The sequence below is a fragment of the Myxococcales bacterium genome (assembly GCA_016703425.1).
Lineage (GTDB): Bacteria > Myxococcota_A > Polyangia > Polyangiales > Polyangiaceae > JADJCA01.
Genome location: JADJCA010000016.1, coordinates 110661 through 126374, shown reverse-complemented (window position 1 = coordinate 126374; position 15714 = coordinate 110661). Strand labels below are relative to the sequence as shown.

Here is a 15714-nt window from a genome sequence, read left to right as displayed (position 1 = left end):
TACGCTGGCGCCGTGACGAATCGCTCTGACGCGCCTCCCGACGACACGGTTGTCGACGGCGACGGCGGCGCCGATGGCGCCGACGACGGGTGGATCGCTCCGACGACCGTTCGCGAGCCGTCGGTGGAGGACCCGCCGCCGGTGGTGCAGCTCGACGAGCCCACGGCGGTGGGCACGAAGACGCAGCGCTACACCGTCAAGCGGACGCTCGGAAGCGGCGGCATGGGCGAAATTCAGCTGGTTCATGACGCCATTGTCGGCCGCGACGTGGCGCTCAAGCAGCTCCGCTCCGTCGCGGTGCGCCTCAACCCGCGAGCTCGTGGACGCTTCGACCACGAGGCGCGCCTCCAAGGGCAACTCGAGCATCCCGCCATCGTGCCCGTCTACGACATCGGGGTCAGGCCCGATGGGCTGCCGTTCTTCACGATGAAGCGCGTTCGCGGCGACACGCTGACGGACATCATCGAGCGGCTCGTCAAGCGCGACCCGGCGACGGTGCAGCGGTACACGCGGCGACGACTCCTCTCCGCCTGGAGCCAGGTGTGCCTGGCGGCCCAGTACGCCCACGAGCGGGGCGTCGTTCACCGCGACATCAAGCCCGGCAACATCATGCTGGGCCAATACGGCGAAGTGTACCTGCTCGACTGGGGCATCGCGAAGGTAGGCGATGTCGCGCCGGTGCGTGATCAGTTGCCCTCCGTCGACGAGCTCCAAGTGTCGACCTTGAGCCAGCACACCATGAGTGGCTCGATCCTCGGCACCCTCCGCACGATGTCGCCGGAGCAGGCTATGGGCGTCGAGGTGGACGGTCGCTCCGACGTCTACGCGCTTGGCGCGGTCCTCTTCGAGCTCTTGACGCTGCAGGTGCTCCACGGCCGCGGGACCGAATACGAGGTGCTTTGGCGCATCGTCGAAGGAATCGACGCGCGGCCGAGCAAGCGCGCGCCCGAGGTCGAGGTGCCGCCGGAGCTCGAGGACCTTTGCGTGGCGGCGACGCGTCGCAGCCCCGGCGAGCGCATCCAGACGGCGCGAGAGCTGCACGAGCGCATCGAAGCGTACCTTGACGGTGATCGTGATCTTGAGGGCCGCAAGGCGAGCTCCAAGAAGCACGCCGAGGAAGCGCAGGCGGAGCTCGAACGAATCATCGCGGCCGACTCGGCCAACGCGATCGTCGGTGAATCGTCGGACGAGAGGACGCGTCGTGCCCATGCGCTCCGGGAGGTTGGCAAAGCGCTGGCCCTCGACCCGGAGAATCGCACCGCCCTGCGAACGCTCGTTGGCTTGCTCACCAACCCGCCCCGCCACGTGCCACCGGAGGTTCTCGCCGAGCAGGCGGCTATGTGGCGCAAGCACCTCCGGCGCGCTGGCATCGCTGGGGGCATCGTCTACGGCTACATCTCCGTCAACGCCGTCTTTACGGCGGCGCTTGGGGTTCACGACTGGAAGATCTTCTTGGCGGCCCACACGCTCTGGGGCGGGGCGCTCGTCGGCAGCATCGTGACGATCCTGCGCCCGAGCTACGTGCCGCTGTTCGTCACGTTTCTCTTTGGCGTCGGCGCCAGCCTTTGGGTCACCGGCGTCTATGGTCCTCACTTGATGGTGCCGAGCTTCTTGACGATGCACGCATCGCTCTACGCCATGGTCCGCTACGGGTGGCTACGTGCGGTCATCCTTAGCCTCGCGGCGCTCGCGTGGACCTTCAGCGTGTTCGGCGAAATGCTGGGGCTCTTCCCCGACGTCGTTCAATACGCGAACGGCGGCATCTTCATTCGCTCGCCGGTCATCGACTTCCCCGAGACCATGACGACGGCGTACCTGTACGCGGCCGTCTTGGCGATGATTCTCTTCCCGGCCGTTGTCATCGGGTACCTGCGCGGCTCCTATCACGCGGCCGATGAGCAGATGCGCCTTCAGGCGTGGCAGCTCAGGCAGTTAGTCCCCGACCAAGCGCACGAGACGATGCGCCCGACCACAACGACCGACGGCTGAGCCTTCGCGGAGCTCGCTCAGCGTCCGCGAAGCACCACGCAGGCCGTGATGCCGCCGATGCCGAGCATGAGTTTGACCCCGACGCCGGCGCCAAGGGGCGCGGCGTCGGTGACGATGTTCTCCCGGCGGAGCGCCTTCGGATGGATCTCGCCCTTTGGAATGCCTGTCGGCAAGGCGACGCGATCCTTCAGCGAGAGCGCGAGCGCTGTGAGCTCCCAGCCGCCGGCGTTTGCCATGCCGTGGCCCAGCTGGCCCTTCCGCGCGGTGATGCGCGTCGTGTCGGTCGTGAACTCGTGGACGAGGGCAAGCTCGTTCAGATCGCCCGGCGTCCCGGTGGCGTGCAAGTCGATGACGGCGACGTCGGCCGGCCCAATGCCCGCCTCCTGGTACGCGCGCCGGATGGCGACCTTGGGGCCCGATCGAGACGGCGTGATGATGTGCTCCGCGTCGGAGGAGAGGGCTACCGCATCGACGTAGCCGAAGGCCGGCTCGAGGCCCCGCTCGGCGAAATAGTCAGCGTCGCCGAGGATCCAAACGCACGAGCCTCCCGAGAGGTGCGTCCCGCGGAGCGATGTGAAGGGCGCGTTGACCTTGCCCGTGCCGGGCATGACGCGCGCGCCGTAAAAGGCCGCACACAGCGCCGGATCGGGCCGCGGATCGGTCGTGCCGACGATGGCCATCTTCGCGTCGCCGCGGAGGATGGCGTCACGGCCACACTTGAGCGCGACGCCGAAGGTGGAGCAAGCGCCGACGGGCGCCCACGCCTCGCCGTGAACGCCCAGCAGCATCGTGATTTGTGCAGCCGGCGCGTTCTGGATGTTCCAGATGAGGTTGGCGCTGACGGCGGTCCACGGCGGCGGCGGGCAGCCCAGCTCGTCGGTGAGCGCTCGTTGTGCGCGCGTGCGCTTCCGAATCGCGCTGAGGTGCGCCTTTTCACCGTCGGTGTCGTCGGCGGCGAGTTCTTCAATGGCGCGGAAGCGCTCGAGGAACGCCCGGAGTCCGTCGGAGAGGGCGGCCCAATACGCATCCCAAGCCACGATGGCGTCGAAGCGTTCAGCCGAGTCCGCGGCGAACGTCTCGGGGGCCGGCGGCGGCGGCGCTGCGTCCGGGACCTGCCCTTCGCCCTCGAAGCGGTGACGCGCGGAGCAGCGAGTCGGGTCTGCCCAGAAGTGATTCCAGTCGCGGACCGCGCGATCGAGCGAACGCACGGCGGCGTAGCTCTCGGGGAGGTCGCCGACGCCGGAGCCCACGTAGACGTGGCAGGCTTCGTCGAGCTCTTTCGCGGCGCGCTCGAGCCGCGGGTCCGTTTCGAGCGCCTGGATGGTGGCGCCGATTGCAAGTTGCACGTTTTCGCCGCACTTGGTGCGAAGCCGCGCGAAGGACGCGTCGCCGTGTCGCGCCGTGATCCACGGGGCGTAGGTCTCGAACGAGAAATCCGGATCGCCCACCAGGAAGAGGCCGTCACCGAGCGTCGTCCCGTGTGTGGGGGCGAGCCCCGTGCGCGCGGCGCTAAGGCGCGCCACCAGGGCCGCCACGTTGGCGGCTCCTGGCGCAATCACGCCGAGCCCGAAGACGCCGATGCGTCGCGGTGCTGACGGGCTGGATGCTCCACTGCTCAAGGCAAACTCCGCGACGGTGCGCCAGAAAACGAGGCCCTCCACTCATAGGCCGCTCCTCGCAGCGGTGCAAATGCTACGGACACGGGAACGATTTGCCGGGGCACGCAAGTCGCTGTCGCCCGGCTGGGCGGGCATGCCGAGCGGATTGACGCCGCCCGATTGGCCGGGGCCGGCCTATCCGCGGGCGCGGGCTACGAGGGCGGAGGCGCGGGACTCCGAGAGCTCCTTGCCGCGAAGCCGGAGGCGTTCGAGCAATTCTTCCCGGTTCGCCGGGCGGTCGGGCCCCGGGCCGACGGGGGACCGCGCCGCCGTCTGCGCCGGGGCGTGGTTCGAGCGGGTTTGAACGGGCGCGATGGGGTCCACGTCTGCGGGACGCGTGGCCGGCGCAACGGTCCCCGCGGAAGACGGTGGGAGATTGCCCGATGAAATCGGTGCCGGTGCGCGGCTCGGAGCGGCCACCTCGACGCGTGTGTCGCTCGATGGCGGCGGCGGGACCGGGGCGCTATCGCTAGCAAACGTCGACTCATCGAAGGGGTGTGGCGACGAACTCGAAGGCATGGCGCCGACGGAGCTCGGTGGCATCGGTCGACTCGACGACGGGAGCCCCGGTGCGCTCGGCCGCTCGTAGGCCGCGAGACTCTCGCCGCGGCGACCGCTTGGCTCGTGGAGCGGGGAGGCATGGCTCGGCGAGGAGGTCACCATCGGGGGCGGTGGCGACTGCACCATCGACATGGGGGCGATGGAGCCCGGCGGAATCGAACCCGGCGGAAGCGACGGTGCCGCCGGTGCCATCGAGTCCTCACCCATCGCGGCTTGGAGCGCGGCGCGGGCGCGTCCTTCGCGTATCGCGGCGGCGCGGTCGACGAGGGCCTTCGATTTGGTGTCGAGCCTCGTGAACCTGAGCACGAGACCCGGCTGGTCACCGAGCGCGTTTTCCTTGAATCCGACGACGCGCCCTTCGCCACGAAGGAGCTGACCGCCGCTCGGCATCGCGACCTCGAAGCGTAAGATGACGCCCTTGGGCCTCGGCTGGGCGCCAATGAGCGTCACGCTCGTCCGCGTGAGCGTCTCGAGCTCGTGCTCCAAGAACTCCTCGGCCGACGCGTAGGGACGCGTGACGCGGATGGCCACCGGTTGTTGACGAGTTTCGTCCGCCACGGGACCGAGATTACCTTCCTTTCGCCGCGTGGTACATGGCTCGGATGAACTCTGCACAGGGACGGGCCCCAGGGCACCGCGAGCGGCGAAAGGCCTTGATCGTGGGCGGGGGCGCGAGGGAGCACGCCATCGCCCGCGCCCTTGTGGCCGGCGGCGCCGAGGTCGTGGCCGCACCGGGAAACCCAGGCCTCGCGGCGTTGGGCCGCGTCATCGCGGCGCCCGTCGACGATACGGCCGCGGTGACGGAGCTCGCCCGTTCGCTGGATGTCGACCTCGTCGTCGTGGGGCCGGAGCTTCCGCTAACGAAGGGGCTGGCTGACGCGCTGCGCGCTGCGTCGATCCCGGTCTTCGGCCCCGGCCGCGCGGCGGCTCGTCTCGAAGGCTCGAAGTCCTTCATGAAGGACTTCTTGTCGCGCCACCAAATCCCCACGGCCGCGTACCGCGTCTTCGACGACCCCGCCGAAGCGCTGGACTACGTGCGCCGCGAAGCTCGACCGCTCGTGGTGAAGGCCGACGGCCTCGCCGCTGGCAAGGGCGTTGTGGTCGCCGGTGACGCGGAAGAGGCCGCTCGCGCCATAGACGACATGATGGTCAAGCGCGTCTTTGGCGATAGCGGTGCGCGCGTCGTCGTGGAGGAGCTTCTCCCCGGCGAAGAGGTGAGCTTCCACGTCGTCTGCTCCGCTTCTGAAGGACGTGTGGCGAGCGTCGCCCTCGCGCCCTCGCAAGATCACAAGCGCATCTTCGACGGCGATCGTGGACCCAACACCGGCGGCATGGGCGCGTACGCTCCCGCGCCGCTCGTGGACCGTGAGGTCGAAGAGCGCATCGTGCTCACGATCGTCGAGCCCACGCTGCGCGGTCTCCTTGAAGACGGGCTCGACTACCGCGGTGTCTTGTTCGTAGGGCTCATGATCGAGCGCGGCATTCCCCGCGTTCTGGAGTTCAACGTCCGCTTCGGCGACCCGGAAACGACGTGCATCTTGCCCCTCTTTGGCGGCGATCTGTGGGACCTGTTCATGGCCACCGCCAAAGGCGACACCGAGCGGCTCGCGACGATGCCGCTCGCACCGGAGCACCAGCGGGCCGCGCTCTCCGTCGTGCTAGCGGCGGAGGGGTATCCGGCATCGCCACGGATCGGCGACGCCATCTCGGGGCTCGGCGAGGACGAGCCGGACTGCCTCGTCTCTCACGCGGGGACGCGTCGCGAAGGCGAAGCGCTCGTGACCGCCGGGGGCCGCGTGCTCGCGGTGACAGGGCTCGGCGCCTCCCTCAAAGAGGCGCGTGACGTCGCCTATCGGATGGCCGACCGCATCGACTTTCGCGGCAAGCAGCTGCGGCGCGACATTGGCTTTCGAGCCCTTCGCTAGACGTCCCTGCGCGCGGCGGGCGCAAAGATGCGCGCTTGCGCTGGCCATCCGCCGCGTCAGTTCGAGTACACTGCGCCGCCATGGCCGAGATCGCTCCGCTCACAGCCCTTCGCTACGATCTTTCGCGTGTCGACCTGGGTCGCGTCGTGGCCCCACCGTACGACGTCATCGACGCACCTCAGCGCGCGTCGCTTGAAGAGCGCGACCCGCACAACATCGTGCGACTGATTCTTCCCTCCGGCGACGGCGACGCGAAATACGCAAACGCGGCTGGCATCTTCGAGAGCTGGCGCAAAGACGGAACCCTCGTCCGCGACGACGTGCCGGCCTTCCTGCGCTACGACCAAACCTTCCTTCCGCCGGGCGCGCCGAGCGGCGCGGCCCCCATCACCCGTCGGGGGTTCTTTGCGCTCGTCCGACTGAGCCCGTTCTCCGAGCGCGTCATCCTTCCGCACGAGCGCACGTTGTCGGGCCCCAAGGAAGATCGCCTCAAGCTCTTCCGTGCGACGCGTACGAACCTGAGCCCCGGCTTCATGCTGTACCGCGATGCTGACGACGCGCTCGCGCCGGCGCTTGCCGAGGCCGAACCGTTGGCGGAGTTCTCGACCGACGATGGCGTGCGCCACGTGGTCTCGAAGGTCCGGAAGCCCGAAGCGATGCGCGCCATCGTGCGCAAGATCGCCGACTCGTCGCTGCTCATCGCCGACGGACACCATCGCTACGAGACGGCCCTGCGCTATTCCAGCGAGGTCGACGCGGCGGTGCCGAACGCGTCGGCGCGGGGGCGGCATCGCTACTTCATGGCCTTCTTGGCCAACGGCGACGACCCGAACCTCGTGGTGTTTCCGACGCACCGACACCTGCACTCGCTCGCGAGCTTCGACTGGGACGGGGCACTCAGGGGCGCGCGTGAGCTCTTCGACGTAAGGCCGCTCGCCGATGGCGCCGACGCGCCAGCGCTCCTCGCGTCGCTGGCCGACGCTGGAAAGGGCGCACCCTCGCTCGTGGTGTGCGCTTCCGATGGCCGAGCCGCGCTCCTCACGCTCCGCGGCGACGTCGACCTCGCGAAACACGCGACGCTGGCGGAGCTTCACGCGGAGCTCCGTCGGACCGACGTAGCGCTCCTTCACTCGGGTCTGCTCGAAGCGGTCCTCGGCGTGACGAAAGAGGCTCAGGCGCAGAAGACGAACCTCTACTACCCGCAGGACGCGCCGCGCGCGCTCGCGGAGCTTCGCGGAGGCAAGGGCCAGGCGCTCTTTCTGATGAACGCGACGCCCGTCCGCGACGTTCGGCGCGTCGCCGAGGCCGGCGAGGTCATGCCGCAGAAGTCGACCTTCTTCTTCCCGAAGATCGCGACCGGCGTCGCCATTCACACGCTCGAACACGACGTCGACGTCGCGAGCGCGTGAGACGCTAGGAGCCCCGCTTGGGTCGGGGCGGCGTCGACGGCGCGTCGGGCAGCGGCGTCGAGGACGACGGCGGCGCCGGGACGCCGACGAGCGTCTCCTCGTAGGGAGACTTGGCATCGCGCGGAACGACGCGAATCCCCACCGACGAAGGGGGCGGCGGCGCGTAGCTCGAGAGGTCAAACCCGCCCGACGGCGGCGGCGGCGTCACCAGCGGCTTCGAGGAGCGCGCGACCGGTGGCAAGGCCGGCGTCTCGCGCTCGTCGCGGCGCACCGCGGGGCGCGACGGAACGGGCGGGAGGCCTTCGCGGATAGGGACGGAAGGTCGGCGAATGGGCGGAGGGATCGAGGCTTCCCTCACGGGGTTCGACTTGGTGCGCGTCCCGTTGAGTGTTGGTGGTGGCAGCGGAACACTTGAGCGCGCCGTAGGCGGGGGGACGTCGGCGCGCCGGCTTGGCAGCTTGTCGGTCACGCACGAGAACGCGCGCTCCACCCACTCGCGCAACGTGACGTCGTCGGCGGCGAGCGCCTCCGGCAGAAGCACCCAGTGCTCCATGACCTTCTTACCGAGGGCCCACGGTGCGGCCCCAGGCATGGCGGCGAGATCCTCGAAGCACCACGGCACCGTGAGCTTCACGCCGATGCGGCCCTCGACGGTCACGTTGGCGAAGATCTTCCCGGCGACGAACAACGCGTAGCCGCCGGGCATTCGCTTCTTCTCGACGCCCGACAGCCTCGCTGCCGCTGCCTCGAGTCTCGCGCTCAGCTCCTTGGGCGACACCGCCTTCGAAGACTACGCGCTCTTCCCTCGCAAGGGGAGGGCTCTCTGCCGTGCCATCCAGAAAGGAGAAACGACGAGCCCCCCTTTCTCATCCGTGACGCCGTGCCTACGTTGGCTCCTCGGCGGTTCCTTGAAAATGCCGATTTGCCACAAATGTTCGCGTGATAGGCTCACTGCTTGAACCTCACGAGGTGATCAATGTCCGAGAAAAAGGGGAAGCCCCAGGACGAAGACGTCGTCCAGTTCGGTGACGAGCTCCCCGTCCTCCCCATTCGCAATGCCGTGCTCTTTCCAGGTGCCGTCGCTCCCTTCGACGTCGGCCGCGAGAAGTCTGTTGCGCTCGTCGAAGATGTCGACAACCTGAGCGCGCCGGTTATCGCGATCTTCGCGCAGAAAGACCCATCCACCGATGACCCGGGTCAGGACGATCTACACGTCGTGGGGTGCGCGGCGCGCGTTCTCAAGGCGCTGAAGCACAGCTCTGGCAACTACTCGCTCATCCTGCAGGGCCTCGTGCGCATTCGCTTGCGCGACGTGACCGGCACGGCGCCCTACTTGAAGGCGCGCATCGAGCGCCTCGAAGAGAGCGGGCTCGATGACGACGAGGCAGAGGCGCTCAGCATGAGCCTCCGCGACATCGCCAAGCAGGTCATTCAGCTCATGCCGGAGCTACCGCGAGAGGCCGGCTCGCTCATCGACTCCATCCAGGCGCCCGGTGCGCTCGCGGACCTTGTGGCCGCGAACCTCGACGCGCCCGTCGACGAGAAGGCCCAGCTGCTCGAGACGACGGAGGTGAAGGACCGCATTCGCAAGGTCCTGAAGCTCCTCACGCGGCAGCTCGAAATCCTCAAGATGCGCGAGCGTATCAACTCGCAAATCAAAGAGGAGATGGGCAAAAACCAGCGCGAGTATGTCCTTCGTCAGCAGCTCAAGGCCATCAAGGAAGAGCTGGGCGAAGACGACAACGACCAGGGTGATCTCGACGGCCTTGAGGAACGCATCGCGAAGGCAAACCTGCCCGGCGAGGCGGAGCAGGTTGCCAAGAAGCAGCTCAAGCGCCTCCGCAACATGCAGGTGGGCTCGGCTGAGTACACGGTCGTCCGGACGTACCTCGATTGGATCCTCGATCTGCCCTGGCACACGTCGACGCCCGACAACCTGGACATCGCCCAGGTGCGTCGCGTCCTCGACGAGGACCACTACGGCCTCGAGAAGGTCAAGAAGCGAATCCTCGAGTACCTCGCTGTGCGCAAGCTCAAGAAGGACAAGAAGGGACCGATCCTTTGCCTCCTAGGCCCGCCGGGCGTCGGAAAGACCTCCCTTGGCCGTTCCATCGCGCGGTCCTTGGGACGCAAGTTCCATCGCATCTCGCTCGGTGGCGTGCACGACGAGGCCGCAATCCGCGGCCATCGACGGACCTACGTCGGCGCGCTTCCGGGGCAAATCATCCAGGGCATGAAGAAGGCCGGGACTATCAACCCGATCTTCATGATGGATGAGATCGACAAGATCGGGCACGACTTCCGCGGCGACCCCGCGGCGGCGCTCCTCGAGGTCCTCGATCCCGAGCAGAACAACACCTTTGCGGATCACTACCTGGAGATCCCCTTCGACCTCTCCAACGTGATGTTCATCGCTACGGCGAACGTCGCCGATCCCATTCCCGCGCCGCTCCGTGACCGCATGGAGATCCTCGAGATCCCCGGCTACACGCGCCGCGAGAAGCTCGCCATCGCGCGCCAACACCTCATTCCCAAGCAGATCGAAGAGCACGGCATCACCCCCGACCTCCTGAAGATCACCGACCCCGCCGTCGAGATCATCATCGAGAGCTACACGCGCGAGGCCGGTGTTCGTACCCTCGAGAGGCAGAGCGCCAGCGTCATTCGTGGCGTCGCCGTGAAGATCGCAGAAGGCGACATGACCCCGCGGGTCATCGACGACGCCGACAAGGTCCGCGAGTTCCTCGGCGCTCAGAAGTACACGAGCGAGGTCGCGGAACGAACGGAGGAAGCGGGCGTTTGCACCGGCCTCGCGTGGACCAGCGTCGGCGGAGAGATCCTCTTCATCGAAGCGACGCGCATGTACGGCTCCGGCAAGCTCCAGCTCACGGGGCAACTCGGCGACGTCATGAAGGAGAGCGCCCAAGCCGCTCTTAGCTACGTGCGCGCCAACTCGCACGTCTTTGGCATCCCCAAAGACTTCTTGGACAAGAGCGACATCCACATCCACATTCCCGCTGGCGCGATGCCCAAAGATGGCCCGAGCGCTGGCGTGACGATGTTCACGGCCCTCGTCTCGATGCTCACCGGGGTTCGCGTCCGCCACGACGTAGCGATGACGGGCGAGATCACGCTTCGTGGTCGAGTCCTCCCCATCGGTGGTCTCAAGGAGAAGGTCCTCGCGGCTCACCGCGCGGGCATCAAGCGCGTCATCGTTCCCGAGCGCAACAAGGCGGACCTCGATGAGGTGCCGCAGGAGATCAAGGACGCGCTCGAGTTCGTGTTCGCGTCCAAGATGGAGCAAGTGCTGGAAGCGGCGCTCGAAGAGAAGCTTCAGCCGAAGCCCATCGACGAAGCGCAACCGCCGGCAAACTGACCGCCTCTGCCACCGGCAAGAGCCCGGCGCCCACGGAGTGGGGGTCGGGCTTTCTTGCATTCGGCGCGAACGGATCCGACGTTCCCTCGTCGTTCGCCATGCTCTACGCTCGCCACCCCATGGCCATTCGTATCGGTCTCCTCGGTTGCGGCACCGTTGGCGGCGGCGTCGTCCGCCTCCTCACTGAGAACGCGAAGAACGTGGCGGGGCGCGTCGGCGCGCCGGTGGAGCTGGCGCGGGTCTTGGTGCGAAATCCCGCCAAGGAACGGGTCCGCGAGCTGGACGCGTCGCTCATGACCACAGACGCCGAGGCCGTCCTAGCCGATCCAACCATCGACATCTTCGTCGAGGTCATGGGCGGCCTCGAGCCGGCCGGCGCTTACGTCGAGCGCGCGCTGCGCAGCGGACGGAGCGTGGTGACGGCCAACAAGATGCTGCTCGCGGAGCGTGGGCCGAAGCTCCTCGCCGCGGCGCAGGAGTCGGGTGTCGACCTCGCCTTCGAGGGTGCCGTCGGAGGCGGCATCCCCATCGTGCGGACGCTTCGAGAGGCGCTCGCCGGCGACCGCGTGGTGGCGTTGGCGGGGATCGTCAACGGAACGTGCAATTACATCCTGACGCGCATGCGTCGCGCGAACCTGTCCTTCGAGGCGGCGCTCAAGGAGGCGCAAGATCTTGGCTACGCAGAGGCCGACCCGGAGCTTGATGTCGGCGGACACGACGCTGGCCACAAGCTGATGGTCCTCGCCATGCTCGCGTTTGGGCTTCAGCCGGTGCAAGGCGGCGGCGATCTCTACGTGGAGGGCATCCGCGACTTGGAGCCCTTCGATCACGAGGCGGCCGATCGTTTCGGCTACACCATTAAGCACTTGGCCATCGCGCGCGCCCGCGCGGAAGGCTTGGAGCTCCGCGTCCACCCGACGCTCGTGCCGCGCGACTCGACGATCGCCAACGTAGGCGGCGTGCTAAACGCCATCTCTCTGGAAGGCGAGGCGCTGGGCCCGCTGCTCCTCTCGGGACGCGGCGCGGGCGACTTGCCTACGGCCGTCAGCGTCGTGGCCGACGTCGTCGACGTGGCGCGCGCGCGTGTGGGCGGCGCCAAGGGGCTCTCGACGCGAAGCGTCGAGCTTGCGCCACGGAAGACCCTCTCGATCGAAGACGCGGAGTGCGCGTTTTACCTGCGCTTCAGCGTCCTCGATCGTCCCGGCGTGTTGGCGCGAATTACCGGCGCCCTTGGCGAGGGCGAAGTGTCCATCGGGCAGATGGTTCAGTTTGGCGGCGGGGACGCGCGCGGAGCGGCCGTCGACGTTGTGATGTTGACCCATGTCGCGCGCGAAGGAGCCGTGCGCCGTGCGCTCAAGTCCATCGCGGTCGCCGACTTCGTGGCGCGCCCACCGAAGGCGATTCGCGTCCTCGACCGGAGGGCTGAGGCCCGAGGTCGCGTCAGCGCCGCGCCCCCTCCGTCACGCGTGTAGGGGGCTGCCTCCGGTCGGAGGTGGACGCAGTCACCGCGGCGGTGGCGGTGCCGGGTGAGCGAGCGGCGCGCCGGACGACGCCTTCGCCGCGGGAACGGTGCTCCGCGAGAGCGCGGCTACGACGCCGACGGCGACGGCGATGAAGAGGACGCCGCCGCCCACCAGCGCGATCGTCGCGTTTTGGCCCAAGGGTCGCTGGGCGCGCACCGAGACGGGGGCCCGGATGGAGACCGGCGCGATGGGGCCGAGGATGGCGACCGGCGCGGAATCGCCCGTTCGCCTCGATGACAGGGGGCGCGTCTCAACGTTATCGTCGTCGAGGCCGCGAGGCGGCAGTACGACGACCGGGGCGGCGCGCGCGCGGCTGCCGCTCGCGCTCGCGCTGCGCTCCGAGGCGTCCGCGTTGGGGCGTGACGCCGTCCGTTGAGCGAGCACACGGGCGACGCGCGCGACGAGCGCGCGCCCCGCCGGTGTGGCAAACGGCGCGAGCTCGCGCGCGAACTCCGCGACGTCGCCGGGCCGCTCGCGTCGATCTCGGCTAAGGGCTCGCGACACGGCGCCGGCGAGGCCGGCATCGACGCTCGGGGCCAGCTCCAGGAGGCGCGCCGGGCTTCCACTCACGATGCGACGGAGGACGTTGGAGACGCCCGAGTCGGGAAAGGCGGCTTGTCCCGTGATGAGCTCCTGCAGGATCGCGCCGAGGGCCCATATGTCGCTCCGCGCGTCGACGTCGCGCGCCGACGTGACCTGTTCCGGCGCCATGTAACGTGGCGAGCCCACGAGGGATGACGGACTGGTGAGTGCGTCGCAAAGCGAGGCGGAACCCGCGCGCATCTTCGCGACGCCGAAGTCGATGACCTTGATGGCCGCGGTGCCGTCTTCGCGCTCGGCGAGGAACAGGTTGGACGGCTTGATGTCGCGATGGATGATGTCTCGCGCGTGCGCCGCCGCGAGGCCAAGGCACGATTGGATGATGAGATCGACGGCCCCCGCGGGCTCGATGCCCGCGGGGTTGTCGCGGACGACCTGGCGCAGATCGACCCCGCGAAGCGACTCCATGGCGATCAGCGGCGTGCCATCGGCGAGCTCGCCGACGTCGATGACGCGAGCGACGTGATCGCTGTCGATGCGTCCCATCAAGCGCGCCTCCCGGCTGAAGCGCGCGCGGACCTCGGGGTCATGGGCGAAAGGCTCCAGCAGCAGCTTGACAGCGACCTCGTGGTCGAGCTCCGTATGGTGCGCCAGGAAGACGGCGCCCGTCGCCGAGGCCGCCAGGAGCCCCACGAGGCGGTACTTGCCGAGGACCACGTCACCTTCGCGCACGGCGAGCTGCCCGAGCCGCTCGTCGATGGAGTCTGTCGTCGCGAGCGCCGGAGGCTCGACAGCGGGGTGCGCGGAGGGCGCGGAGCGCATGTCGAATGAGGGTTCGCGAGGCCGGCGAACCAGTCAAGGGGACTACCTGCCGCAGACTCCGGTTGGTGCGACAGCGCGCAGGATCGAGGAGCGTGTGCGCAGCGCTCGAGCCCAAGAAAGCGCGGCAGCCAACTCGTCGGAGCCCGCCCTACGTCGGTTCCTCGTCCCCTACAGGTCGATGGCTTCGACGTCCTGCACGTCTTCGCCGAGGAAGCGCGCCGCCATGTCGCCGAAGGCCTTGGGCATGTCGGTGACGAGCAGCTTCACGCGCCCTCTCACGGAAGACACACGGTGAAGCTGCCGAGCATCCAAGAACCCGCGGACTTCGTCGGCCATGGTGCTCGCGCTGTCGACGACGGCGACGTCCTTGTCGATGAGGGCGCGAGCCTCGCTCTCGATGGTGCCGCGCAACAGCGGATAGTGCGTGCAGCCGAGCACGACGACGTCGACGCGGGCCCTTGCCAGCGGCTCCAGGTACCGTCTCACGGCGAGGCGTGGCACCTCGCCCTCGAGCCAGCCCTCCTCTGCCAAGGGCACCAAGAGCGGCGCCGCCTGCCCGGTGACTTCGCTCCGCGTCGACAAGTTGGTGACGGCCCGAGCGTAGGCGCCCGACGCGATGGTACCGGCTGTCGCGAGGACGCCGATGCGGCCGGTCTTCGATGCGGCGACGGCGGCGCGCGCGCCCGGCTCGATGACCCCGAGGACGGGGCGGTCGAGGTCGATGCGCAGCCGCTCCGGCGCAACGGCGCTAACGGTGTTGCACGCGATGACGATGGCCTTGACGCCTCGTCCGACGAGATGTTGCGCGCAAGCCTGCGCGTAGCGGACGACGGTGCCCGGCGCGCGCGTTCCGTAGGGAACGCGGGCTGTGTCGCCGAGGTAGACGATGTTCTCAAAGGGCAACGCGAGGCGCAGCGCGCGCACGACCGTGAGTCCACCGAGGCCCGAGTCGAAGACGCCGAGTGGGGCCGCACCGTCGAGGGGGCCGCTCATGACGCCAGGGCCCGCTCAAGCACCGCCGAGCGTACCGCGACGCCTGCTTCCACTTGCTCCAAGATCACGCTCTGCGGTCCGTCGGCTACCGCCGAGGCGATCTCGACGCCGCGATTCATGGGACCGGGGTGCATGACGAGCGCGTCGGGCTTCGCGAGCCGAAGCCGCGCCTCCGTGAGGCCGAAGTGCCTCGCGTACTCGCGCGTCGACGGAAAATAAGCGCCCGCGAGCCTCTCCGTTTGGATGCGGAGCGTCATGACCACGTCGGCGCCATCGAGCGCTTCGCCAAACGACCTCGCGACCGTCACGGTGTCACCGAGGGCCTCGGCCTCCCGCGGTAGGAGCGTCCGCGGCCCAAAGAAGCGGACCTGCGCGCCCATGCGCCCGAGGAGGATCGCGTTGGAGCGCGCGACGCGGGAATGAGCGATGTCGCCGATGATCGTGACGACGAGCCCGGCGAGGCGGCTCTTGTGTTTGCGGATCGTGAAAGCGTCGAGCAAGGCCTGCGTGGGGTGCTCGTGCGTTCCGTCACCAGCATTGACGACGTGCGCAGCGGTGTGGCGCGCAAGAAAGTGCGGTGCGCCCGACGCGACGTGCCGCACGACGACGAGGTCCGTGCCCATGGCGCGGAGGTTTTGCGCGGTGTCGAGTAGTGTCTCGCCTTTGACGACGCTCGAGCCGGCGGTGCCGACGTTGATGACGTCGGCGCCAAGTCGCTTCGCGGCCACCTCGAACGAGGCGCGCGTCCGAGTGGAGGGTTCGAAGAACGCGAGGAGCACGGTTCGACCGCGAAGCGCGTCTCGTTGCGCGGTCGAGCGAACGGTGCGGAAGTGTCGCTCCGCCGCGTCGAGCAGGCCGACGATGTCCCCGCGCGAGAGCGACTCGATGTCGAGCAAGTGGATGGGCGGCATCCTCGCG

General features: G+C 68.5%; 11 protein-coding genes. 5 read left to right on the top strand and 6 right to left on the bottom strand.

Translation table 11 applies throughout. From position 1 onward, the window contains the following. Positions 1-12 precede the first annotated feature (12 nt). Positions 13-1989: a protein kinase gene (locus tag IPG50_29155; GenBank protein MBK6696232.1), complete on the top strand. Its 1977-nt coding sequence runs from the start codon at positions 13-15 to the stop codon at positions 1987-1989. 17 nt (positions 1990-2006) lie between these two features. Here IPG50_29155 and IPG50_29150 read toward each other — a convergent pair whose 3' ends face one another. After that, positions 2007-3650, bottom strand: coding sequence for a beta-ketoacyl synthase (locus IPG50_29150; GenBank protein ID MBK6696231.1), 1644 nt, complete (start codon positions 3648-3650; stop codon positions 2007-2009). A gap of 132 nt (positions 3651-3782) precedes the next feature. Continuing rightward, positions 3783-4766: a hypothetical protein gene (locus IPG50_29145; GenBank protein MBK6696230.1), complete on the bottom strand. Its 984-nt coding sequence runs from the start codon at positions 4764-4766 to the stop codon at positions 3783-3785. Positions 4767-4810: 44 nt separating this feature from the next. Between IPG50_29145 and purD the strand changes: the two genes are divergently transcribed. Both purD and IPG50_29135 read left to right on the top strand, forming a co-directional pair. Continuing rightward, complete coding sequence (gene purD / locus IPG50_29140) at positions 4811-6133, top strand: phosphoribosylamine--glycine ligase (protein ID MBK6696229.1); 1323 nt, start codon at positions 4811-4813, stop codon at positions 6131-6133. Positions 6134-6213: 80 nt separating this feature from the next. Next, positions 6214-7542 carry a DUF1015 domain-containing protein gene (locus IPG50_29135; protein MBK6696228.1) on the top strand — a complete coding sequence of 443 codons (1329 nt, stop codon included), beginning with the start codon at positions 6214-6216 and terminating at the stop codon, positions 7540-7542. Positions 7543-7546: 4 nt separating this feature from the next. Here the strand turns inward: IPG50_29135 and IPG50_29130 are convergent, their stop codons facing one another. After that, on the bottom strand, positions 7547-8320 hold the full coding sequence (locus IPG50_29130; GenBank protein ID MBK6696227.1) for a TfoX/Sxy family protein: 774 nt from the start codon (positions 8318-8320) through the stop codon (positions 7547-7549). A gap of 198 nt (positions 8321-8518) precedes the next feature. On the opposite strand from IPG50_29130, the gene lon reads away from it, so the two are divergent. Continuing rightward, positions 8519-10918 carry an endopeptidase La gene (lon, locus tag IPG50_29125; GenBank protein MBK6696226.1) on the top strand — a complete coding sequence of 800 codons (2400 nt, stop codon included), beginning with the start codon at positions 8519-8521 and terminating at the stop codon, positions 10916-10918. A 119-nt stretch (positions 10919-11037) separates the two neighbouring features. Beyond that, a complete protein-coding gene (locus IPG50_29120; protein MBK6696225.1) occupies positions 11038-12390 on the top strand; it encodes a homoserine dehydrogenase in 1353 nt (450 codons plus the stop codon). Positions 12391-12420: 30 nt separating this feature from the next. On the opposite strand, the gene IPG50_29115 is transcribed toward IPG50_29120, so the two are convergent. From IPG50_29115 to IPG50_29105, 3 genes are all read right to left on the bottom strand, one after another. Then, complete coding sequence (locus tag IPG50_29115; GenBank protein ID MBK6696224.1) at positions 12421-13803, bottom strand: serine/threonine protein kinase; 1383 nt, start codon at positions 13801-13803, stop codon at positions 12421-12423. Between the two features lie 168 nt (positions 13804-13971). Next, positions 13972-14796 carry a glutamate racemase gene (locus IPG50_29110; protein MBK6696223.1) on the bottom strand — a complete coding sequence of 275 codons (825 nt, stop codon included), beginning with the start codon at positions 14794-14796 and terminating at the stop codon, positions 13972-13974. Further along, entirely contained in the window at positions 14793-15707 is a 915-nt protein-coding gene (locus tag IPG50_29105) for an aspartate carbamoyltransferase catalytic subunit (protein MBK6696222.1), read from the bottom strand. The genes IPG50_29110 and IPG50_29105 overlap by 4 nt, the downstream gene beginning before the upstream one ends. Positions 15708-15714: the final 7 nt, after the last annotated feature.

Excerpts from the sequence above, each read along its gene's own strand:
- IPG50_29110 (MBK6696223.1), bottom strand. The coding sequence starts at position 14,796 with ATGAGCGGCCCCCTCGACGGTGCGGCCCCACTCGGCGTCTTCGACTCG.
- IPG50_29115 (MBK6696224.1), bottom strand. The coding sequence starts at position 13,803 with ATGCGCTCCGCGCCCTCCGCGCACCCCGCTGTCGAGCCTCCGGCGCTC.
- IPG50_29135 (MBK6696228.1), top strand. The coding sequence starts at position 6,214 with ATGGCCGAGATCGCTCCGCTCACAGCCCTTCGCTACGATCTTTCGCGT.
- purD (MBK6696229.1), top strand. The coding sequence starts at position 4,811 with ATGAACTCTGCACAGGGACGGGCCCCAGGGCACCGCGAGCGGCGAAAG.
- IPG50_29120 (MBK6696225.1), top strand. The coding sequence starts at position 11,038 with ATGGCCATTCGTATCGGTCTCCTCGGTTGCGGCACCGTTGGCGGCGGC.
- IPG50_29105 (MBK6696222.1), bottom strand. The coding sequence starts at position 15,707 with ATGCCGCCCATCCACTTGCTCGACATCGAGTCGCTCTCGCGCGGGGAC.
- lon (MBK6696226.1), top strand. The coding sequence starts at position 8,519 with ATGTCCGAGAAAAAGGGGAAGCCCCAGGACGAAGACGTCGTCCAGTTC.